We start from the raw sequence: 21,432 nt of genomic DNA, 5'->3' as shown, positions 1-21,432 counted from the left end.
CTTCGGCGCGCGTGAAGCGCTCATCGTCCTTCGCCCTCGCACACGGGCCGCTCGACGCAGTGCCCTTCGGCGCGCGTAGAGCGCTCATCGTCCTTCACGCGCTCAACACGGCCCGCCCACGCACGAGCTCCGCCTCGCCATCGCGCCGGTCGCGGCGCGGCGCGAGAGCTCGCGCATCGCTCGTCGCACCGGCGCTCGCCGATCGCGCACGCTGACCCAATGAAAATCGCCGCGACCTGGGCAGGTTCGCGGCGATTTTCGTGCGAATCGGGGCTCGGTCGGCCCCGAGAGGCAGCTTACGCGGCGGAAGAGCGCTTGCTGGCCTTCTTGCCCGCCTTCTTCGCGGTCTTCTTCGCACCGGCCTTGGCGGCCTTCTTACCGGCCTTCTTGGCAGCCTTCTTACCGGTCTTCTTGGCGGCCTTCTTCGCCCCGGTCTTCTTGGCGGCCTTCTTGCCCGCCTTCTTGGCGGCCTTCTTGCCGGTCTTCTTGGCGGCGCCGGCCTTCGCGGCCTTCTTCGCGCCCGCCTTCTTGGCGGCCTTCTTGCCCGCCTTCTTCTTGGCGGTCTTGCGCTTCGAGGCCTTCTTGCCCTCCTCGGGCGCAGCGTTCGTGTTGGTATCGTCGGTGAGCATCGTGTGGTCCCTCCTTCAGGGGCTACGTACTCAAAACGCTACATATAAAGAGCATGTAGTGTCAACGCCAATTAACATCTTTTTTACTCAATTATAGGAAGGTGAACGATCTTTGTAACACCTTAGGGGTCCAGGTGTTCGTTTCGCTAGAAATTTTGCGTGCATCCGCGCGTCTGGCGTGGTTTTTGCGACTTGCTCCGTGAGTCCCCTCCGTTTCCCGGCCGACCCCCGATCGGCTTGCGGCGGACGCGGCGGTGGGGGACAACAGCCGACATGCTCAGCATCGAGTGGACTTCTCAGGAGGCGGCCGGCGCGGGCCATCATCTGCTCGCGGTGGCGGTCGCCAGCAGCGACACGGGTCCGGCGATCGAACGCCGTTTCGGCGCTCCGCTGGCGCGCGCGGCCCAGGCGGCGCGGTTCCGCGGTGAACCGGGGGAGAAGTTCTCGTTCCTGCGCGAGCACCAGGGCGAACCACAGCAGGTGCTGCTCCTCGGCACCGGCGCGAGCGCGCCCTCGGCCGGGGCAGTGCGCACGCTCGCCTTCGACGCCGTGCGTGCGGGTTCGGCGGCCGGCGTCGCCGAGGTCGTCCTCGATCTGCGCGCTCTCGGAGCGACGAGCGAGCCCGTCCACTTCGGCGAGCTCGTGGCGCAGGGCCTCCAGCTCGGCACCTACCGCTACGACCGCTACCTCAGCGAGGCCAAGCGCAAGCCCTCGACCGTGCAGCGCGTGCGCGTGCTCGGCGAGGCCGCGGCCGGCGAAGGCACGTCGCGCGGCCAGATCGTCGCGGCCAGCGTCGCGCGGGCGCGTGACCTGGTCAATGGGCCAGCCAACCTCGTGACCCCGAGCTACCTCGCCGACGTGGCGCGAGAGATCGCCGACGACCTCGCCGATCGCGGCGTGCGGCTCACCGTGCTCGAGCGCGAGGACTGCGAGAAGCTCGGCATGGGCTGCTACCTCGCGGTCGCCCGCGGCAGCGCCCAGCGGCCCAAGTTCATCCACCTGCAGTACACGCCCAAGGGCACCGCCAAGGGCCGCGTGTGCCTGGTGGGCAAGGGCGTCACGTTCGACTCGGGCGGCCTGTCGCTCAAGCCGAGCGACGCGATGATGGACATGAAGATGGACATGGGCGGCGCCGCGGCGGTGCTCGGCGCGCTCGAGGCCGCGGCCAAGCTCGGCGTGCCGTGGGAGGTCCACGCCATCGTCCCGGCGACCGAGAACATGATCGGCGGCGACGCCTACCGCCTCGGCGACGTGCTCACGGCCAGCAACGGCAAGACCGTGGAGATCAACAACACCGACGCGGAGGGCCGGCTGACTCTGGCCGACGCGCTGGTCTACGCCGGCAAGCTGCAGCCGACCTACCTGTTCGACTTCGCGACGCTGACCGGCGCCTGCATCGTCGCCCTCGGGCCGCGCTGCGCCGGCGTGATGTCCCGCGACGACGAGCTGGTGAACCTGTGGACCGGCGCGAGCGAGCGCGTCGGCGAGGAGATGTGGCGCCTGCCGCTGCCCGAGGCGCTCAAGGAGCAGCTCAAGAGCCCGATCGCCGACATGCGCAACACCGGCGAACGCTACGGCGGTGCGATCACTGCCGGCCTGTTCCTCACGGAATTCACGGCTGGCCAGCGGTGGGTCCACGTCGACATCGCCGGCCCGGCGATGGTCCGCAAGCCGTTCGGCGTGTGCGACGAGGGCGGCTCCGGCTTCGCGGTGGCGACGATCCTCGAGTTCCTCGGGCGCGCCTGAACTCGGCTGTCCCTCCGGGCACCCTTTAAAAAAGAGAGACCTCGAAGCCGCGGCGTGCAAGCTGCCCCTGGGGACCGTTTGCGCGCCGGCGCCTTTCCTGTCGAACGCGGAGCGACCTGCACTTCCGGACAGGCCGTTCATCACCCCGCCCGCGCCGAGCCGGGCACGACTCGCCGACCGCGACCTCGAGTGTCCGCCCTGCGCTGCTCGCACGAGCAACAGGGAACGATTCGCGCTCGTCGTCCTCGCTCACGCGTGAACAACCGCCCCGCGGCTCGTCACCGACTCTCGGGTTCAAAGGTCCGTCCCGCCAGTCCGCTCGCCGCCTCGCACCTCTGTCTCCGCGCAGGCGCCCGACGAGGTTGCTCGCGGTTCGTTCGCCGCCTCGCAACTCTGTCTCCGCGCGACGGAGAGGAATTTTGCCGAAGGGTCCGCTCCTGGCCTTCGGTCGCGGACCTGTCTCAGGCGACATGCTCTTTCGAGCAGGCTGAGGCCCTCGGCCGGAGCAGGCCGGTGCGCCCGCGCCTGTCTTAGGCGACAGGCTCCTTCGGGCAGCCGCGGCCGCTAGTTGAGGTACTTGACCTCGGTGATGAGGCCGTTCTCGACGGCGATCTCGACTTCGCTGGAGGTGCCGTCGCAGGCGAGGTTGCTGGCGACCCAGCGACCGACGCGCGGTCCGCTGGTGCAGCGGATGAAGGTGTGGAAGCGGACGCTGCGCTCGGGCGTCTTGCTCTCCTGCGTGTCGGCGGGGGCGCCCCAGGCCATCAGCGCCGTGAACTCCTTGTAGCCCGCCTTGACCTCGCCGCGCTGGGCCGCCTCGCGCTCCTCGGGCGACAGCTCCATCCACTTCGTCCACAGGCCCTTCTGCTCGAGGAACGGCTTGCGCTCGGTCTCCTTGAGCTTGAGGAACTTGGCTTTGTCCTCGGCGGAAGGCAGCGTGTAATAGAATTGGCGGTCAGGCGGGGGCAATCGGTCCGGGGTCGTCGCGCACGCCAGCGGGCCGAGGAACGCGAGGCCGAGGAGGAGCCGGGCCGCGGCCCGCTGAAAGCGCGGGCGCAGAGAGCGGCGCGAGGAGGTGCGCGGTGACATGGGGCGCATCATAGGAGAGCGGCGTTCGGGTTCAAGAATGCAGCGATCGATGGGACGGCGGCCGGCGTGCGCCGTGGATTTACTCACGCGTCCAGCGAGGTCATCCTGGCCAAACGGTCAGGACACCTGTTTTTGGCTTCGTGCTCCAGTACAAGGTTGACAAAACTGCGCTTTTTTGCCATCGTTTCGCGGCTTTTGGGCTGGGAAGGGCCGTCTTTGAAGGCGCTCCATGAGCGAGTTCAACATCGGTGACAAGGTCGTCTACCCCGCCCACGGAGTCGCGGAGGTCACTGGCGTCGATCGGCGAGAAATCGCCGGATCCGTCATGGAATTCTACGTCCTCCGGGTGCTCGAGAACGACATGAAGGTCATGGTCCCGAAGAAGAACGCCGGCTCGGTAGGCCTGCGTCCGATCGTGGACGACGTGCAGGTCCAGGAGGTCTACGAGGTCCTCTCCCGCCGCGGCGAGAAGATCTCGACGGCGACCTGGAACCGGCGCTACCGCGAGTACATGGAGAAGATCAAGACCGGGTCGCTCCTCGAGATCGCCAGCGTCCTGCGCGACCTCTGCATCCTCCGCGCCGACAAGGACCTGTCCTTCGGCGAGAAGAAGATGCTCGACACGGCCAGGACGTTGCTCGTGCAAGAGCTCGCCCTCGCCAAGGGCGTCCAGGGCGCCGACGTCGTGCGCGAGCTCGACGAGATGTTCCCCGCCCACGCCTGAGCCCGGGCTCACGTGCGGCGGACTCGAGCGCGGCTCGTCATCCGAGCCGCCTTCGCCATGTCCCGAAGGACATGCTCTTGCGAGCCGCCGACCTGTCACAGGTCGGCGGTGCGCATGAACATCGGCTGGGCCAGCAGCCACAGGCTGAGCAGGCTCATGAGGATCATGCCGACCATCATCACCAGGTGGACGCGCAGCGCGGCCTTGCGGTCGTCGGCGTAGAGGCGGTTCGACTCGCGCTGGGCGACGTAGATGCCGTAGATGTGGCCGATGACGATGAGCGCGACCTGGACGTACCAGATCGTCTCCGGCGACCACAACGCGGTCAGCGGCGCGCGGGCGGTGCCGAAGAAGTCGTGACCCCAGCCGAGCGGGTCGCTGACCAGGCGCCGGAGCTTCGACCACTCCCAGAACACGTGCACCGCGTTGTGGGCCAGGTGATAAAAGAGCGCGATCGGCAGCAGCGTGTAGCTGAACTTGACGAACAGCTTGCGCGTGGTGATGTCGCGGCGGCCGCTGGCCACGCGCATGAGCCAGCACAGCGCGGCGTAGATCGCCGCGGGGCCGAGGATGCAGGCCAGCATCATCACCGAGAAGGTCATCGTGCCGCCGTGGCTGCCGCCGAAGCCGAGCACGTCGGCGCCGAGCAGCGCGGTCTGACCGTCGATGATCGCGGTCCGCAGCGCGTTCTCCCACTCCATCCACAGCGGGATCATGGCCGCGCCGTGGAAGGCGCTGACGATGAAGATCAGCAGCGCCATGTAGGCCTCGTCCGAGCGCGAACGATGGGCGTGCAGCACGTCCTCGCCGCTCGGCCGCAGGTTCAAGGCGATATTGTCGTGCGGGCAGCTCTTCACGCACTCGGTGCAGAGCGTGCAGTACTGGTTCTCGTTCATCGCCCCCATGAACTCGTGCGTGGGGCAGGGGTAGCCGCGCGGGCTGCCGCGGTAGCAGTCCTTGGTGGCGCAGTGGCGGCACACGTCGTTGTCGCGGCGGCGCAGCTCGACCATCCCCATCATCGCGTACTGACCGGAGACGCGGCCGACGTAGCAGACGTAGCGGCACATCGCCTTGCGCTCGTACACGACCAGCAGCACCCAGCTCAGCAGGATCATGAAGATGCCGAGCACCGACGTCAGCCACGGGCGGTTGGCCGCGTCGAACACGATCTCGAGCCAGGTGATGAAGGCGAACAGCACGATCGCCGGCCACATCCACAGCTTGAAGCGCGGGTACTTCTTCGCCAGCGAGGCGACCGGGCGCACCTTGGTGAAGCTGCGGCGCATGATCCAGTCGGGGATCGCGGTCCACGGGCACATGAAGCACCACAGGTTGCCGAACAGCAGCACCATGAAGATGAGGCCGATCCACCAGATGTTCCAGGTGAGCACCGGCGCGAGGTTGCGGCCCGGCTCCTGCGAGCCGATGAGGCCGACGACGATCACGCCGAGGAACGCGAGCACCACCGGGAGCTGCACGGCCGGCTGGAACCATCGGCTCTTGATCGCCCGCTTGAGCCAGGCGAACCGGGTGAGCTCGAGGTGCCAGTAGTTGCGCGCCCGCTTGTCGCGGCTGCCGTGGCGCTCGAACAGGCTGAAGGACAGCAGCAGGATGAGCACGACGCCGGCGAAGAACGCCTCGTTCGGGATGCCCGGCATCAGGTGGACGTAGGCCTTCTTCTTGACCGTCTTGACGTCGTCGAAGGCCGTGGGGTCGAAGAAGCCGCCGCTGGCGATCTCCTTGCGCTGCTGGTTGGGCAAGCCGACCGACTCGTCGGGCTCGCCCTCCTCGAGCACGAGCGCGCCGGTGCCGGTGCGCTTGCGCCCGAAGGCGTCGGTGGACTCGCCGGGCTTGCGCGGCGGGGTGATGTCTTCGATCGGCGGAGGCGGCGGGGTCCGTGAAGGCGTGATGTCTTCGACGGGCGGACGCGGCGGCGTGATGTCCTCCACCGGCGGCTTCGGCGGTGTCGGCGTATCGTCCGCGAGAGGCCGCGGCGGCGTGATGTCTTCGATCGGAGGCTGCGGCGGGGCCTGCAGGGCGGTGTGGACGAGGACGACGGCGCGGGCGGTGTCGCGAGCCTCGACGCGACTGCTGACGATCCAGAACAGGCCGACCACCGCGAGCGACGACGCGAACCAGCGGGCGAAGCGGCCGCCCCGGAGCAGCGCCAGCGGATCTTCGTCGCCGCCCTCGAGGCGCGGTTGCAAGATCGGGAGACGCCGCCGCTGCATCACGAGCCTCCGAGCTCGGCGATGAGCAGCATGTTGGGCGCGCGCACCCACGTGCGCGGGTCGGTCGCCACGAATGTCCCTTCGGTCAGGTCGACCACATCCGTGGCCGCGACCGCGCAGCTGTCGAGCTCCGCGACGTCCAGCGTGGCCCACAGGACCTGCCCGCGGCCCTCGGCGAACGGCGGGTTGCTGACGGGCCCGGCGCCGATCGCCAGGTGCGTGCGCGTGCTGTCGAGCGTGAGCGCGAACGGGGCGTTCTCGGCGGCCTCGATCGCGTCGAGGCCGCTGACCTGACCGCACACCGTCGGCGACGCTCCGCCGCGGACGATCAGCACGCCCGGCGTCGGCGTCTCGCTGGCGAGCAGCCACATCGCCGGCTGACCGCCGCCCGCCGGGCGCAGCAGCACCGGTTCACGGACGACGCGGACGCTGTCGAGCTCGGGCGGGAGCTCGTCGCCCGGCGCCCCGGCGATGCCGCAGTTGCCGTTGATGCTCCACAACTTGGGCGGCTCGAGGATCTGCGACTGCACTGCGAGCAGGCCGCCGGCGCCGTCGGGTGCGACAAACTGCGTGGTGACGGTGCCGCTCGCCAGCGGGGTGCTGCAGGCGCTCATGCCGGCGGCGGCGGCGGCCGGGGCGAGCTCGGCGAAGTCGCCCGGCAAGCTGACGACGGCGACGGCGTCGTTGCCGTCACAGGCGAACGCGACGCGCGAGACTGCGTCGTCGAGAGCGGCGATCTTCCACCCGCCGTTGCACGGGGTGGTGTCGAGGTCGAGGCTGAACGCTCCGATCGCTTCGGATCGCAGGTCGGTCGGATCGACGACGAGGAGCTCGCTCGGCTCGGGCCAGCTGGCGGCGCGGAGGTCGTTGGCGAACACGCCGACGAGGATCTTTCCGCTCGGGTGACGCAGCAGGAAGATGGCCTCTTGGCGACCGAACGGCAGGTCGAGCACACCGGCCGAGAACTTACCTGCCCCGAAGTACTTGTCCTCGGCGAACACCTCGCCCTGCGCGACGTCGGCGAAGGCCGCGTGCGGGAAGGCGAGCAGCGAGCCGCGGTTGGTGTCGGGGTAGTGACCGATCGCCGCCCACAGGTGGTCGCCGTCGAGCAGGAGGCCGTAGGGCTCGTCGAGCAGGTTGCCCATGACCTGCTCGCCGGAGGCGTCGAACTTGAGGTCGGTGCCGATCCGTCCGCGCAGGAACGGGGCGGCGGTGACGTCGTAGACGTCGATGCGATCGTCGAGGGTCTGGCTGACGACCAGGAGGGTGCAGGGCGGGCTGGCGCACGCGAGCAGGCCGTCCTCGGCGCCGGCCGTGGTGGTGTCGCTGGTGCCGGCGGTCGGATCTTCCGTGCCCGCGGTGGCGGTCGGCTCGATGGGGTTGTCCTCGAGGCAGCCGGTCGCCAGCACGGTGCTCGTCGAGCAGAGCACGAGGCCGAGGCTGCGGACACGGAGCGCGCGGGACGATGCCATCGCCTGTGACGCTAGCACAGACGAGCGCAGCGGTTCAGCCGTCGCGGCGCCCCAGCGCGACCTTCATGAGGAGCAGCGCCTCGCGGGCGGCGTTGCCGACGAGCTGGCTCTCTTCCGGCTCGCCGCCGACGGCGACGAGGCCGCCGGTGCCCATCTTGAAGTTGGAGTCGAGCTCGCGGCCGCGGAGCTGGTTGAGGAACGCGTCCTGAGCGAGAGCGACGTTGCCGCGGTAGTCGTAGACCTTGATGCGGTTGATCTTGCCCTCGGCGTTGACACCGATCCCAACTTCGAGAGTCAAAATGCCGCCGTCGAGGATCTTCGGCTTCGTCCGCGGATCGATGAAGATGGCGACGCCGAGGAAGTTGCCCTGCGCGTCCGAGGCGATGAAGAACTCGGGCAGTTTGTCCTCGGGGTAGAGCTCGAAGCCGAGCTCGGCCTCGAGCAGCTTCACTTCGCTGTCCGAGTACTGGTAGCGCTTGATCCGCCAGCCGTTGGGGTCCGCGTCCGGAAACAACTTCATCAAGTTCCGGTGGGTAATCTCCCAACTTCCCCACTTCGCCAGGTGCGCCTCGGACTGCTGAGGCGCGAGCGCGAGGCAAAAGAGCAGTCCCAAACAAACCTTGGCGGCGAAGCGGGTCAGGCGGGTCATGAACGTCCTGCGGGCCTTCAGGGGGAAGCATCCCCGCGTGATGGCCGGGACGTCAAGGCACCCGGAAAGCTTCAGCGAGCCGAACCGCTGCGCCGTCACCCCTGTGCGCGCTCGCACGGGCGCGCGCGGCGCTAGAAGTCGGCCACTGCCTGCAGGCTGAAGGCGTCGTTGTGCACGCGGTTGCTGCGCCCGCCCTCCTCGCGCACGAACATGTATTCGCCCTTGAGGTTGAAGCGCGGCAGCACCGGGAACCGCAGACCGACGACGTGCGCCTGCAACGCCTCGTCGTAGAGATACCGATCGGCGAAGTCCGAGAGCACGTAACCGTCCTTGGTGCGGCCCGGGACGGCGCGATCGGGGTCGGCGAAGTCGAAGCGGTATTGCACGATGAGGCCAGGAAGCCTCGTCTTCTTGCGTCGCCACAGCGGCTGCGCGATCTGGGCGTAGCCGCCGAGCATGCGGCGATCGGCGAGCGCCTGCTCGCCGAGCATCATCGCCGCGGTCTTGCCGACGCTGTCGACGCCGTACACGACCTCACCGCGCAGGTGCGGCAAGGGGAAGCGGCTGGCGACGACCTCGTCGAGGTTCAAGTCGAAGTGCGCCCCGACGCGCCAGGTCGGCGCCTGCACCGTGTCGGGATAGCCCTTGCCCATGTACTGCGGCGACGGGAACTGACTCTGCGGGTGCGTGCCCCAGATGTACGAGCCTCCGAAGTTGAGCGCGGGCACCGGACGGATCTGCAGGCGAGCGAGCAGCGACTTGTTGCCGTTGTTGTCGGGCGTGATGCCGAGGACGAAGCCGTCGCCGCGCGGGACCTCGACGTCGCGCAGCTGTCGCTCGCACGGCGGCACCGCCTGGCCGACCGGTTGATAGCGGTAGAGCGCGTCCATCGTGCGGGTCTGCGTGCACGCGTCGCCGTTGACGACGCCGAGGTCGATCTCGATCGGGCGGATCGGGCGAGCGCCGCCGAAGGTCGGCTTCCACTTGATGGTGACGCCCATGTCGATCCACGAGCCGGGATAGACACGACCGACGCTCATCGCCAGCGGCCGCGTGACCCACCAGCGCACGGGTGCGTCGTGCTCCTCGTCCTCGAGGCCGAACGGGACGATGAAGACGCCGCCCGAAATTTTGAAACCCTCGGCGAACCACCGCGGCCCCTTCTTGGCCCACGCGAACGGGTTCACCTCGAGCACCGCGGCCTCCATGAGCACGATCGGGGCGTAGTTCGGGGTGACGTCGGGGGCGACGGGGCTGGCGCGGGGGATCGAGATGAACTCGAAGGCGATCCGCGCGTAGACGACGTCGCTGTAGATCGGGGCGCCGACGTAGAGGTTGGCCGCGCCGCCGCCGAAGTACGGCAAGGTCTTGAGCTGCGGGAAGGTGCCGGTCTCGGGGTCGCGCGCGCTGAGGTCGGTGCGCTGGGCGACGGTGAAGTTGAAGCCGAGGTAGCCGCGGACCTGGATGCCGCCGCTGCCGCCCGGGCCGGTATCGTCGAGCTTGCCGGGGTCGAAGAAGCCGACGCCGCCGCCGCTGACCGGCTTGCGATCCTTGGGACCGAACAGGGCCGAAAGGCCAGGTTTCTTCGCGGGCGGAGCGGCGCGCGACGGGAGCTCCTCGACCTCCGGCATCGGCGGCGCCTTGCTCGGTCCCTCGACCGGCGCAGGCGCAGCGGTCGTGACGTCGCCGCCGAAGAAGCCGCCGCTCGCAGGCTTGTTCGGCTCGGTCGTGTCACCACCACTCGTCGGCTCGGCGGGTGCTGCGGAGCCGGCGCCGGACGGTTCGCTGGCGAGCGGGACGTCCTCCGGCAAACGAGCGCTGGAGGCCGTCTCCGGTGGCGCCGGCGCGAGCCAGAGAGCGAGGACGGGCGCGAGCATGAGCCGGCCGGACTCTACCGCAAGGTCCACGCATGTGGTACGCCGGTAACGTGCCGAGGCGCATCCTGCTCACGTTCATCGCCGCAGTGGCCTGCAGCAGCGAGGCCGGCAAGCCCGCCCAACCGGCGCCGACGTCCGTCGTACAGCCCTACGTGACGATCCAGGAGACGCTGGCGGCGGACCGCCTCGACAAGCTGTCCGAGCTGTCCGCCCAGGTGGTGGTGGCGGCCGATCCGCTGCAGACCGAAGCCGGCATCCCCGAGGTCGTGGCCGGCGCAGGACGCGTCGCAGCCCAGGACATCGACACGGCCCGCGCAGGCTTCGAGAAGATGAGCATGGGCCTCATCTCGTACCTCAAGGCCCACAGCGACCAGCGCGCCGGCTACGAAGTGGTCTTCTGCCCGATGGCCTTCAATAACAAGGGGGCCTACTGGGTGCAGAAGACGGGCGAAATCATCAACCCGTACCACGGGATGATGATGCTCCACTGCGGCGACAAGGTCGCGTGGGACAAGGCGCCGGGCTGAGTCGCATGTCCCTTCGGACATGCTGAGGTCGTCGTGAAACTGCAGTCCTGAGCGGCGCGGGCCTCAAGGCGGCGAGGGCACCGCTCCGCCAGCTCACGAAAGGGCTGACGACATCTCGCGCGAACGATGTTTCTCGCGAGGTGTTGACGTCGCCGCCTCTCGAAGCCAGCCCGCCGAGGTAAGAGCGAGTCCTCGCGGAATACGATCGGGCCGGATGAGCGGCCGAGTGCATCTTCGGCCGGCTAACAAGCCAAGAAGCGCTGAAGGACATGTCCTCTCGGGCATGTCCTTCATTCACATCGACAGGAGACATGTCCTTTCGGACATGTCTCCTTGAAAACAACCTCAGATGTCGAGGTTGCGCGCGTTGAGGGCGTTCTGCGTGATGAATTCGCGGCGGGGCTCGACGTTGTCGCCCATGAGCACGGCGAACACGTTGTCGGCCTCGAGGTTGTTGCCGACGCTGACCTTGAGGAGGGCGCGGCGGCTCTTGTCCATCGTGGTCTCCCACAGCTGCTCGGGGTTCATCTCGCCGAGGCCCTTGTAGCGCTGGATCTGCAGGCCGCTGCGGCCGAGCTCGCCGATGTGATGGACGATGTCGAGCAGGCGCTTGGGGCTGGCCACGACCTCGCCCTTGCGGCGCAGGGCCAGGTCGCCCGTGCCGTAGTCGACCAGCTGGCGGCGGATCTTGAGCAGCTCGGTGAGCTGGTAACCGCCGAGCAGCTCGACGTTGACGAGCTCGTCGTGGCGCACGCCGTCGACGAGGATCTGGACGCGGAGCTGCTTGCGTGCGGGGTCGGTCGGGTCGGCCTCGACGAAGATGTCGATGGTCGGGTTGTTCTCGATCCGCCCGGCGACCTCGGTCTTGAGCGAGGCGCCGAGGGCGTTGACCGCTGCCTCGTCGGTGAAGCTGGCGGCCAGGTTGGCGTCGGCCTCGAGCTTGTCGACCAGGAACTCGACCACCTGCGCCCGGTGCTCGCGCGCGAGCGACTCGACCAGCTGCTTGTAGCGCGCGCCCTGGCGGGCGATCGCGGCGAACACCTCGCCCGAGACGGCGTGGCTCCCGATGACGAGCTCGAGGTCGCCGACGGCGTTGTTGATGATGAACTCGTCGAGCGCGGCCTCGTTCTTCAGGTAGGTCTCGACCTTGCCGGCCTTGACCTTGTAGAGCGGCGGCTGGGCGATGTAGAGGTGCTCGCGCTCGATGATCTCGGGGAAGTGGCGGTAGAAGAACGTCAGCAGCAGCGTGCGGATGTGCGAGCCGTCGACGTCGGCGTCCGTCATGATGACGATGGTGTGGTACCGCAGCTTGTTGATGTCGTAGCTGTCGGGGCCGATGCCGGTGCCGAGCGCGGTGATGAGGGTGATGATCTCCTGGCTGGAGAGCATCTTGTCGACGCGCGCCTTCTCGACGTTAAGGATCTTGCCGCGCAAGGGGAGGATCGCCTGCGTCCGACGATCGCGGCCCTGCTTGGCGGAGCCACCGGCGCTGTCGCCCTCGACGATGAAGATTTCGGCGTGCTCCGGGGCCTTCTCCTGGCAGTCCGCCAGCTTGCCGGGCAGTGACAGGCCGTCGAGGATGCCCTTGCGGGTGATGGTCTCGCGGGCCTTGCGGGCGGCCGCGCGGGCGCGGGCGGCGAGGATCGCCCGCTCGACCACGAGCTTGGCCGAGCGCGGGTTCTCCTCGAGGTACTTGCCGAGCTCCTCGTTGACCACGGTCGAGACCAGGCTGGTGACCTCGCCGGAGACCAGCTTGTCCTTGATCTGCGAGCTGAACTTCGGGTCAGGGTGGCGGATCGAGACGATGGCGACGAGGCCCTCGCGCACCTCCTCGCCAGCGAGGTTGGTCTTGTGGGCCTTGAGCTGGCCGCTGCTGTCGGCGTAGGCGTTGACGACCTTCGTCAGCGCGGTGCGGAAGCCGGTGAGGTGGGTGCCGCCGTCGCGGTTGGCGATGTTGTTGGTGAAGCAGAGGATCGTCTCCTGGTAGGCGTCGGTCCACTGCATCGCCACCTGGACGCCGAGCGTCTTCTGCTCGCCCTCGTACTCGAACTCGATGTCGCGGCTGAACGAGATGAGGTCGCCGACGACCTCTTTGTGCTGCGCGAGCAGCTTGACGAAGCTCGGGATCCCGCCATCGCCGTCGAACACCTTCTCGCGGCCGCTCCGGAGGTCGCGCAGGTGCATCCGCACGCCCTGGTTGAGGAAGCTGAGCTCGCGGAAGCGGTTGGACAGAACCTCGAAGTCGATCTCGGTGGTGCTGAAGATCAACGGGTCGGGGTGGAAGTGGACCCGCGTGCCGCGTCGCTCGGTGCGGCCCCCCGCCTCGACCGGAGTGACCGGGTCGCCGCGCTCGAAGCGGACGTTGTGGACCTTGTTGTCGCGCCAGATCTCGAGCTTCAGCCAGTCGGACAGGGCGTTGACGACCGAGACGCCGACGCCGTGCAGACCGCCCGAGACCTTGTAGTTGTTGTTGTTGAACTTGCCGCCGGCGTGCAGGACCGTGAGGATCACGATCGCGGCGTCCATCACCTTGCCGCCGACCTCCATCGCGCCGACCGGGATCCCGCGCCCGTCGTCGTCGACGGAGACGGAGTTGTCGGGGTGGATCGTGATGTCGATGTTCTTGCACCAACCGGCGAGGGCCTCGTCGATCGAGTTGTCGACGACCTCGAAGACCATCTTGTGGAGGCCGGAGCCGTCGCTGGTGTCGCCGATGTACATGCCGGGCCGCTTGCGTACGGCCTCGAGACCCTCGAGCACGGAGATCGAGTCGGCGTTGTAATCGTCGGCGGGAGCTTGCGTCTTGTCGACTTCTGACATGGGAATTCCCAGGGCGCGGGCGACGGCCCTGCGGCTGAAAACAGCGCCCGGATCCTACCACCCGAAGGTCGCGCGTGCCACGCCCAAACAGGCGTTTTTCCCGGTTTTAGGCCGGTTACGGGCCGCTGTCGCCGCCGAGTTTGATGTGACCCTTGTCGATTTCGATGTAACGGCAATCGCCGCCCGCCGGCAGGCCGATGAAGTGCGGGGCGGTGGTCGTGAGGACACACTGGCCGGCCTCGCGCAAAAGCGCCTCGAACAGCTGCGCAGAGCGCTGTGGGTCGAGTTCGCTCGAGACGTCGTCGAGCAGCAGCACCGGGGCTTCACCGGCCCGCGCGCGAGCGTCCTGCAGCTCGGCGATCTTGAAGGCGAGGATGAGCGCGCGCGCCTGACCCTGCGAGGCGAAGGCGCCCGCGTCCTGGCCGTCGAGCCGCACGTCGAAGTCGTCGCGGTGCGGGCCGACGGTGGTGGTGCCGCGCACGAGGTCGTGCCGCCGCGCGCCGCGCAAGGCCTCGGCGAGGCGCATCTGCGGGTCACCCGGCTCGGCCCCGGCCTCGCCGGCGAGCTTGCTGACGTACCCCAGGCTGACGCCGAGGTGCCGGCCGTGGATCTGGGCGAAGGCCTCGGCAAAGGCGCTGCGGAGGTCGGCGAGCAGCCGCTCCCGGCGGACCCAGATGCGGGCCCCTGCAGCGGCCAGGCCGGCGTCGTAGGCGTCGAGGAGGCTGTCCTGCTGGCCGCGCGCGATGCCGGCGTCCTCGCCGCGCAGGACGCGGTTTCGGGAGCGCAGGAGCTTGTCGTAGTCGGCGATGTCGGCGATGTGTGCGCGATCGCGCGCGAAAAGCGCGCGGTCGAGAAACTGGCGCCGGCCGGTGGGCGAGCCGCGCAGGACGCCGAGGTCCTCCGGGGTGAAGAGAATGGCGCGCAGGCGGCCGTAGAAGTCGGGGCCCGAGCGCACTGTCTTGCCGTCGGCGATGGCGAGGCGCCGGGTCTGGCGCGCCGTGCGGGTCAGGTGGACGGCGAGCTTGGTGCCGAGGCCGAGCTGCCGGTCGTGCCCGCTGACCTCGACCCGGGACTCGGAGGCGCCGTGGCGGACCAGCGGGCCGAGGTCGGCCGAGCGGAACGACCTCAAGGTGGCGACGAGGTAGAGCGCCTCGAGGATGTTGGTCTTGCCGACCCCGTTGGGGCCGTGCAGCACGGTGAAGCGGGCGCCGAAGTCGAGGTCACCGGCGGCGAAGTTGCGGAACTCGCGGAGACTGAGGTGTTGCAGCAGCACGCGCGAGCACCGAGGAGCGAGGCGGTCCCGGAGGTCAGATCCGCATGGGCATGACGACGCCGAGGAGGTCGACGCCGTCGACGGGACGGACGACGCAGGGGTCGAGCTCGCCCTGGAAGTCGAGCCAGACCTGCTTGGCGTCGATGGCCTCGAGGACCTCGATCAGGTAGCGGGCGTTGAAGCCGGCGACCAGCGGCTCGCCCTCGAAGTCGATCTCGAGCTCCTGGTGGGCGACGCCGAGGTCGGGGTTGTCGGCGGTCAGGTGCAGGGTGCCCTTGTCGAGCTGGACGCGCACGGTGGCGGTCTTCTCGGGGGCCATGACCTCGGCGCGCTTGAGGGCATCGACGAGCTCGTCACGGAGCGCGGTGACGCGGCGCTTGTGGTCGCCCGGGATGACCTTCTCGTAGGGCGGGAAGACGACGTTGTTGAGCTTGACCGAGAGGGTCAGGTCGGCGGCCTGGACGAAGATGTGCTGGCTGTCGACAGCGAGGCCGACCTCGCCCTGGACGCGGTCGAGCACGCGCTTGATCTCCAGCATGCCCTTGCGCGGGATGATGATGCCGCGCTCGAGCTTGGGACCGGCGAGCGGGAGGCTGTACTTGGTGAGCCGGTGGCCGTCGGTCGACACCATGGTGCCGGTGACGCCGTCACACTCGAACAGGACGCCGTTGAGGTTGACCCGCGCCTCGTCGGTCGACACGCTGAACTGGGTGCGCTGGATCAGGTCCGAGAGGGCGTGGCCCGGGATGGTGATGAATTTCTGACCCTTGGGGTCGGGCAGCTCGGGGAAGTCGGTGTGGACCTGCCCCATGAGCTTGAAGCTGCTGCGCGCGACCGACAGCTCGGCCCAGTGGTTCTCGGCCGACCTCACCCGGATCGGCTTGCTCGGCAGGGTGCGCACGACGTTGTGGAGCGAGCGGACGCCGAGGGTGAGCGCTCCCGGGGTCTTCACCTCGACCGGGATGCTCTCGGTGATCGAGATCATCATGTCGGTCGCGCTGCAGACGAGGCGGTTGTCCTTGGTGGTGCGCAGCAGGACGTTCGCCAAGATAGGCATGTTGTTGCTGCGCTTGTCGGCGACGGTCTGCGCGAGCGCGAGTGCGGAGAGGAACCTGGCTTGATCGATCTCGAATTCCATCGAGGCCTCGGGAGGATGTGGGCGGGAGATTTATTAAGGGTTTAAAGAGAATTTTTAAAGCTCGTCCTCGTGATCGTCGCTGTGAGTCGGGGGAAGAAGCGGCGATGGGACCGAGATGATTGGTGGATCGGGAGATCAGAGGGGGGTGAAAGACTGGTGAGCGAAGCCAGAGTTACCCCCGACGCAGGGGCGAGGCAAGGGTCCCCAGGTTGTCCGCAGGCTGTTCCACAGATCGTTGTGGAAAGTGTACGCGCCGCCGAGAAAGCACAAAAAGCCGGGCCGCTCGGGGCGGCTCGGCTGACGGTGTGATGGAGTCGTGGCGCGGCGGGGCCGGCGGTGGGTGACGGACGTGAGCCGCCACGCCACGCCTCGCCGTGAGCTACGGCGTCGACGAGGCGGAGCGGCCAGGGAGCTGGAATTGCTTGCTGAGCGCGAGGTCGGCGACCGGCGCGCTGTGGGGCGAACCGACGGACCGGGCGCTCGCGAGGGTGCCGATCAGGAGGGCAGCTGGGCGGCGTGGGCGGGCTCGTGGGCGAGGAGCTGGCGCAGCGCGGCGACTGTCTCGCGGAGCTCGCTGTCCTCGCTCTGGATGCTCTCGATGCGCTTGCAGGCGTTGATGACGGTCGAGTGGTCCTTGCCGCCGAAGCGCAGGCCGATTTCGGGGAAGCTGGCGCCGGTGAGCTGACGGCTGAGGTACATGGCGATCATGCGCGGGCGGGAGATGCCCTGGTGTCGCCGCGGACCCTTGAGGTCGGCGATACGGACGGAGAAATGGCTGGCGACGACCTTCTGGACGCTCTCGATGCTGATGGGCGCCGCCTGCGCGGGGGCGGCCGAGACGCCGAGCACCTCGCTGACGAACTCGCGGCTCAGCGGTTGATTCTTGAGCGCGGCGAAGGTGGAGACGCGGACGAGCGAGCCCTCGAGCTCACGCACGTTGCTGCGGACGTGGGTGGCGAGGTGGAGCGCGACGTCGTCGGGGAGGTCGATGCGATCGACGTCGGCCTTCTGCTTGAGGATGGCGACGCGGGTCTCGAGGTCGGGGGCCTTGATGTCGGCGACGAGGCCCCAGTTGAGGCGGGAGATCAGGCGGTCTTCCATGCCCTGCATGTCGCCGGGCATGCGGTCGGCGGTGACGACGATCTGCTTCTCGGCCTCGTAGAGCGCGTTGAAGACGTGGAAGAACTCGTCCATCGTGCGGTCGCGGCCGGCGATGAATTGGATGTCGTCGATGAGCAGGACGTCGCACTGCTCGCGGTAGCGGGCCCGGAACTGGTCGAACTGGTTGAAGCGGACGGCCGAGATGAACTCGTTCATGAACCGCTCGGCGCTCTGGTAGACGATGCGCAGGTGCGGCCGGTGGACGTGGATGTGCTGGCCGATCGCGTGCAGCAGGTGGGTCTTGCCCAAGCCGACGCCGCCGTAGATGAAGAAGGGGTTGAAGCGGGCGCCGGGGTCCTGCGCGGCCGACCAGGCGGCCGAGGCGGCGAGCTCGTTGGAGCTGCCCTTGATGAAGTTGGAGAAGCGGTAGCGACTCGACAACCCGATCGGTGGCAGCGCGGGCAGGGGCGGCAGCGGAGGCGGCGGCGGCTCGGGCTCCGACTGGGGCTCGGCGGCGGCAGCGGCGGCGTTCGGAGAGGCCTCGCCGGCGGCGGAGATATCGATCTCGATGTGATAATCCTGCGCCGTACGCGCCCGGAGCTCGTCGAGGACCACGTCACGATAGTGGTTCTCGAACCACTCCTTCATGAACCGGTTGGGAGCCGTGAGAAGAAGGCGCTGGCCTTGAACCTGGCGCAATTCGAGCGGCCGGATCCAGAGGTCGTAGGTCTGTGCGCCGAGCCTCGGCTGCAGTCCTTGAATCGCCTCGCTCCAGATATTGGTCATGAAGCCTCCGTCCACAGGTTCCGAAGCCCTGTGGATTGCGTGAATTGCCCAATAGTCTCGGATGGATCGCCGAATCGGTTCGGCGATTCTCCACAACTGTGAATTTCAGAGCCCGCGCGTGCCGGGCAAAAATTCAGGGCCCGGGGGCCGAATTTCGGCCTGCCGGGCCGGAGACAACTAGGGCTAACTGTCCGGTCTGGGGGGTGACCGTGGAGCAACTGTCCGGTCTTGCTGTCCGGTCGCTCCGGTCGCTGAGGTTCCAGCCGCGCCGTGCCCAGGAAAGGGTGGCGACGCGGGAGGGCTCTTTTACTCGGGCGGTGGGAGAGGGGGCAAGGGAGGAAGGGCTGGAAAGTGTAAGTGACTGTTTTTGCTCGTGAAAGGGGGCGCATCGCGCGCGGGATCTGCGCGGTATCGATCTGCCGCGGGAGCCAGGTCGAGCCTGGCACCTACCCTGGGCCGAGCGTAATCCCGTGCTGTGGGGGAGGGTGGTAAAGCGGCTCTCCAGGCAAGCGACTTTGCGTGGGTCGGGGCGCGGAAGTTGGCTTGTGGAGCCGACGAGAGGGCCGCACTGAAAGTCGGGTCTCGCCGCCGGGCCGGTCGCGGAGCCGGCGCGGCTTCGCGTGGGGACTGAACAGATGAGGCGGGGGCCGCTGTTCTGTGCCACTTTGGTGATGTGAACTACTGTGGAGGCGGAGCATTGCAGGCGAGAGAGAGACCGCGGCGACATGAGAGGGATCGCAGGGCCGCGGACGGGCCGCCGCGCGGGCTGGCGTTTGACAGGAGGGAGGTCCGCTGGTATCGATCCGTCCCCTTGTTCACAGGCGCTCGTCCGGGGCAATTCCCGCTTCCGCGACGACGTAGCCGCCGAGTCACCCAGGGAACGTCCCGATGAAGCGCACCTACCAGCCCCACAACGTCAGCCGCGCCCGTACGCACGGCTTCCGCGCCCGTATGTCCACCCGTGGCGGTCGCCAGGTCATCGCGGCCCGTCGCCGTCGCGGTCGCAAGCGGCTCGCGGTCCAGCTCAGCGGCAAGTGAGCCGCGCTGGCTCTGGACTGTCGGGATGAAGCCAGAAGGGTTCCCTGCGATCTTCCGGTTGCGGAAGCGCAGGGACTTCTTGCGGGTCCAGAACGGCGGCCAGAAGCACCACACGCGACACTTCCTCGTGTTCGTGGCGCCGGCCGGTCAGACGCCGGCGGGCGAGCAGCAGAATGAGGCCGAAGAGCTCGCTGCGATGGTTCGCCTCGGCATCACGGTGACGCGAAAGGTCGGCCCGGCCGTCGTGCGAAATCGCATAAAGCGCCTCGTACGCGAGGCTTTCCGGCGTAAACGCAGCCAGTTCGCCTCACCGTGCGATATGGTCTGGGTCGCCAAACAGAGCGCGTCGACCGTGCGCTATGCTGAAGTCGTGGCGGCGATGGACGCCATGTCTCGACGAATCTCTCCGCGGCCCGCCGGGCCGGGAACACCTCCACGGCCCCCCGGGCCTGGACCTCTGCCAGGGTCGTCTGCGTGCTAGGGCGCATCATCATCGCGTTGATTCGCGGCTACCAGGTGGCGATCTCGCCGCTGCTCGGGCCGTGCTGTCGATTCACGCCGAGCTGTTCGCGCTACGCCTGCGCGTGCATCGCCGACCACGGAGTGCTACGCGGCGGTTGGCTGACCGCGCGGCGGCTGCTCCGCTGTCACCCGTGGCACCCCGGGGGCGTCGACCTGCCGCCGCCGGCTTTACCACCCGAAAGCTGCTGAAGCCGTGGATTTACAGCGTCGTACCCTGTTGGCGATCGTCTCGTGCGTCCTGATCTGGCTGGTCTACGAGCGCTTCTTTGCGCCGCCGCTGCCCGAGCCCCAGCCGCAGGAGCAGGCGACCAGCGTCAAGACGGAAGCCGACGCCAAGGCGGCGGAAGAGCGGGCTGAGGAGCGCAAGGCCGCGGCCGCGGCGCCCAAGGTCGCCGTCGCGGACCACCGCCTCAAGACGGAACTGCTTGCGCTCGACGTCACCAACCACCGCGGCCTCGTCCGCGGCACGGAGCTGCTCAGCAAGCACTTCATCAACCCCGACGGCAAGGGCGAAGACTTCCTGAAGCTCGACGGGAACCGCAGCCTCGTCATCGGCTTCGACGGCTCGGAGACCGACTTCAAGTTCCCGCGCGACCCGGCGTGGGAGCCGACCGGCCAGAGCGACACGCAGTGGGCCGTCGCGTTCAAGAACGGCGACGTCGAGGTCAAGGGCACGCTCGACCTGACGACCGGCTACGAGGGCACGCTGACGGTCGACGTGGCCAACCGCTCGGCCGAGACGCAGCAGCATCGCCTGACGCTGCTCAGCGCCTACAGCATCGGCGGCGAGAACAGCTACGACATCCATCGTGGCGTGTGCGCCACGGCCGACGACTGGGAGGCCTACACGCCCAGCGACGTGAAGGACAGCTCGGGCGAGGTCCGCGGCCGCATCCGCTGGGCAGCGCTCGACAGCAAGTACTTCGCGTCGGCAGTGGTGCCGGCCCCGGAGGTCGCGGTCCAGGCGTGCCGCGTCGGCCAGAGCAGCGACGGCAAGGCGCTGACGACGACCCTGGCGGTCGAGCCGGTGACGCTCGCGGCCGGTGAGTCGCATCAGTACGTGTTCGGTGTCTACTTCGGCACGAAGGAGCTCGAGCGGCTCGAGAAGTTCCAGGCCGTGCCGGGGGTCCACCTCGAGGACGTGATCGACTGGGGCTGGTTCGGCGGCCTCAATCGCATCCTCGGCGAGTGGATGATCTGGCTGCTGCGCGCCTTCTACAACCTCACCGGCGTGTGGGGCGTGGCGATCATCCTGCTGACGATCGTGGTCAAGGTGCTGACCTTGCCGCTGACGTTCAAGCAGATGCGCTCGATGAAGAAGATGCGCGAGATCCAGCCGGAGCTCGAGGACATCAAGAAGAAGTACGGCGAGGACCGTGTCCGCCAGGCGCAGGAGATGCAGGCGCTGTTCCAGCGCGCCGGCGTCAACCCGCTGGCCGGCTGCCTGCCGATGCTCATCCAGCTGCCGATCTGGATCGCGCTCTACGCGACCCTCAACACGGCCGTCGAGCTGTACCGCGTGCCGTTCCTGTGGCTGCCCGACCTGACCCAGCAGGACCCGTACTACATCCTGCCGCTGGCGATGGGCGCCCTCATGTACATCCAGATGAAGGCCACCCCGTCGGGCGTGGACAACGAGCAGGCGCGAATGATGGCGTGGATGATGCCGATCATCTTCACCGTCATGATGCTCTTCCTCCCGTCCGGCCTCGGGGTTTATATCTTCGCCAACGTGTTGCTGTCGCTCATCCAGACCCTCATCCAGGTCCGACCGACGCAGACCGCGGCCGTGAAGAAGTCCTAGGAGGCG

The 21,432-nt window shown here is 68.2% G+C and carries 17 protein-coding genes; 7 read left to right on the top strand and 10 right to left on the bottom strand.

Annotated elements, in window-relative coordinates; translation table 11 throughout:
• Positions 1-296: 296 nt before the first annotated feature.
• On the bottom strand, positions 297-629 hold the full coding sequence (locus OV090_RS23430; protein WP_267706445.1) for a hypothetical protein: 333 nt from the start codon (positions 627-629) through the stop codon (positions 297-299).
• Positions 630-902: 273 nt separating this feature from the next.
• On the opposite strand from OV090_RS23430, the gene OV090_RS23425 reads away from it, so the two are divergent.
• A complete protein-coding gene (locus OV090_RS23425; protein WP_267706443.1) occupies positions 903-2,375 on the top strand; it encodes a leucyl aminopeptidase in 1,473 nt (490 codons plus the stop codon).
• 564 nt (positions 2,376-2,939) lie between these two features.
• On the opposite strand, the gene OV090_RS23420 is transcribed toward OV090_RS23425, so the two are convergent.
• Entirely contained in the window at positions 2,940-3,464 is a 525-nt protein-coding gene (locus OV090_RS23420) for a hypothetical protein (protein ID WP_267706441.1), read from the bottom strand.
• A gap of 229 nt (positions 3,465-3,693) precedes the next feature.
• Between OV090_RS23420 and OV090_RS23415 the strand changes: the two genes are divergently transcribed.
• A complete protein-coding gene (locus tag OV090_RS23415) occupies positions 3,694-4,188 on the top strand; it encodes a CarD family transcriptional regulator (protein WP_267706439.1) in 495 nt (164 codons plus the stop codon).
• 95 nt (positions 4,189-4,283) lie between these two features.
• Here OV090_RS23415 and OV090_RS23410 read toward each other — a convergent pair whose 3' ends face one another.
• The 4 genes from OV090_RS23410 to OV090_RS23395 form a co-directional block, all read right to left on the bottom strand.
• On the bottom strand, positions 4,284-6,419 hold the full coding sequence (locus OV090_RS23410) for a 4Fe-4S binding protein (protein ID WP_267706437.1): 2,136 nt from the start codon (positions 6,417-6,419) through the stop codon (positions 4,284-4,286).
• Positions 6,419-7,891 (bottom strand): hypothetical protein, encoded by a 1,473-nt coding sequence (locus tag OV090_RS23405; protein WP_267706436.1) that lies wholly within the window; start codon positions 7,889-7,891, stop codon positions 6,419-6,421. The genes OV090_RS23410 and OV090_RS23405 overlap by 1 nt, the downstream gene beginning before the upstream one ends.
• 34 nt (positions 7,892-7,925) lie before the next feature.
• Complete coding sequence (locus tag OV090_RS23400) at positions 7,926-8,540, bottom strand: hypothetical protein (protein WP_267706435.1); 615 nt, start codon at positions 8,538-8,540, stop codon at positions 7,926-7,928.
• Positions 8,541-8,671: 131 nt separating this feature from the next.
• Positions 8,672-10,417 carry a hypothetical protein gene (locus tag OV090_RS23395; protein WP_267706434.1) on the bottom strand — a complete coding sequence of 582 codons (1,746 nt, stop codon included), beginning with the start codon at positions 10,415-10,417 and terminating at the stop codon, positions 8,672-8,674.
• Between the two features lie 50 nt (positions 10,418-10,467).
• Between OV090_RS23395 and OV090_RS23390 the strand changes: the two genes are divergently transcribed.
• Entirely contained in the window at positions 10,468-10,944 is a 477-nt protein-coding gene (locus OV090_RS23390) for a hypothetical protein (RefSeq protein WP_267706433.1), read from the top strand.
• 345 nt (positions 10,945-11,289) lie between these two features.
• Here the strand turns inward: OV090_RS23390 and gyrB are convergent, their stop codons facing one another.
• The 4 genes from gyrB to dnaA form a co-directional block, all read right to left on the bottom strand.
• Positions 11,290-13,764: a DNA topoisomerase (ATP-hydrolyzing) subunit B gene (gene gyrB / locus OV090_RS23385; protein WP_267706432.1), complete on the bottom strand. Its 2,475-nt coding sequence runs from the start codon at positions 13,762-13,764 to the stop codon at positions 11,290-11,292.
• A gap of 115 nt (positions 13,765-13,879) precedes the next feature.
• The gene (locus tag OV090_RS23380; protein ID WP_267706431.1) at positions 13,880-15,037 is read right to left on the bottom strand and encodes a DNA replication/repair protein RecF; all 1,158 of its coding nucleotides are present in this window, start codon (positions 15,035-15,037) and stop codon (positions 13,880-13,882) included.
• 34 nt (positions 15,038-15,071) lie between these two features.
• On the bottom strand, positions 15,072-16,175 hold the full coding sequence (dnaN, locus tag OV090_RS23375; RefSeq protein WP_267706430.1) for a DNA polymerase III subunit beta: 1,104 nt from the start codon (positions 16,173-16,175) through the stop codon (positions 15,072-15,074).
• 495 nt (positions 16,176-16,670) lie between these two features.
• Entirely contained in the window at positions 16,671-18,062 is a 1,392-nt protein-coding gene (dnaA, locus tag OV090_RS23370) for a chromosomal replication initiator protein DnaA (protein ID WP_267706428.1), read from the bottom strand.
• Between the two features lie 888 nt (positions 18,063-18,950).
• Between dnaA and rpmH the strand changes: the two genes are divergently transcribed.
• The 4 genes from rpmH to yidC are packed head-to-tail and all read left to right on the top strand — an operon-like array spanning position 18,951 to position 21,426.
• Positions 18,951-19,100: a 50S ribosomal protein L34 gene (rpmH, locus tag OV090_RS23365; RefSeq protein WP_096329051.1), complete on the top strand. Its 150-nt coding sequence runs from the start codon at positions 18,951-18,953 to the stop codon at positions 19,098-19,100.
• A gap of 25 nt (positions 19,101-19,125) precedes the next feature.
• A complete protein-coding gene (gene rnpA, locus OV090_RS50830) occupies positions 19,126-19,581 on the top strand; it encodes a ribonuclease P protein component (protein ID WP_346660374.1) in 456 nt (151 codons plus the stop codon).
• On the top strand, positions 19,575-19,811 hold the full coding sequence (yidD, locus tag OV090_RS23360) for a membrane protein insertion efficiency factor YidD (RefSeq protein WP_096329049.1): 237 nt from the start codon (positions 19,575-19,577) through the stop codon (positions 19,809-19,811). Before rnpA ends, yidD begins: the two co-directional genes overlap by 7 nt.
• 4 nt (positions 19,812-19,815) lie before the next feature.
• Positions 19,816-21,426, top strand: a complete 1,611-nt coding sequence (yidC, locus tag OV090_RS23355; protein WP_267706425.1) for a membrane protein insertase YidC — start codon at positions 19,816-19,818, stop codon at positions 21,424-21,426.
• Positions 21,427-21,432: the final 6 nt, after the last annotated feature.

Origin of the sequence: Nannocystis sp. RBIL2 (assembly GCF_026626745.1) — a bacterium.
In the GTDB taxonomy this organism is placed as follows: Bacteria; Myxococcota_A; Polyangia; order Nannocystales; family Nannocystaceae; genus Nannocystis.
Note: the sequence above shows the minus strand (reverse complement) of the source record. Positions and strands in the feature narration are given on the sequence as shown.

Bases quoted from the DNA above. Each gene is read 5' to 3' on its own strand.
- OV090_RS23430 (WP_267706445.1), bottom strand. From the start codon at position 629: ATGCTCACCGACGATACCAACACGAACGCTGCGCCCGAGGAGGGCAAG.
- OV090_RS23425 (WP_267706443.1), top strand. From the start codon at position 903: ATGCTCAGCATCGAGTGGACTTCTCAGGAGGCGGCCGGCGCGGGCCAT.
- OV090_RS23420 (WP_267706441.1), bottom strand. From the start codon at position 3,464: ATGTCACCGCGCACCTCCTCGCGCCGCTCTCTGCGCCCGCGCTTTCAG.
- OV090_RS23415 (WP_267706439.1), top strand. From the start codon at position 3,694: ATGAGCGAGTTCAACATCGGTGACAAGGTCGTCTACCCCGCCCACGGA.
- OV090_RS23410 (WP_267706437.1), bottom strand. From the start codon at position 6,419: ATGCAGCGGCGGCGTCTCCCGATCTTGCAACCGCGCCTCGAGGGCGGC.
- OV090_RS23405 (WP_267706436.1), bottom strand. From the start codon at position 7,891: ATGGCATCGTCCCGCGCGCTCCGTGTCCGCAGCCTCGGCCTCGTGCTC.
- OV090_RS23400 (WP_267706435.1), bottom strand. From the start codon at position 8,540: ATGACCCGCCTGACCCGCTTCGCCGCCAAGGTTTGTTTGGGACTGCTC.
- OV090_RS23395 (WP_267706434.1), bottom strand. From the start codon at position 10,417: ATGCTCGCGCCCGTCCTCGCTCTCTGGCTCGCGCCGGCGCCACCGGAG.
- gyrB (WP_267706432.1), bottom strand. From the start codon at position 13,764: ATGTCAGAAGTCGACAAGACGCAAGCTCCCGCCGACGATTACAACGCC.
- dnaN (WP_267706430.1), bottom strand. From the start codon at position 16,175: ATGGAATTCGAGATCGATCAAGCCAGGTTCCTCTCCGCACTCGCGCTC.
- dnaA (WP_267706428.1), bottom strand. From the start codon at position 18,062: ATGACCAATATCTGGAGCGAGGCGATTCAAGGACTGCAGCCGAGGCTC.
- rpmH (WP_096329051.1), top strand. From the start codon at position 18,951: ATGAAGCGCACCTACCAGCCCCACAACGTCAGCCGCGCCCGTACGCAC.
- rnpA (WP_346660374.1), top strand. From the start codon at position 19,126: ATGAAGCCAGAAGGGTTCCCTGCGATCTTCCGGTTGCGGAAGCGCAGG.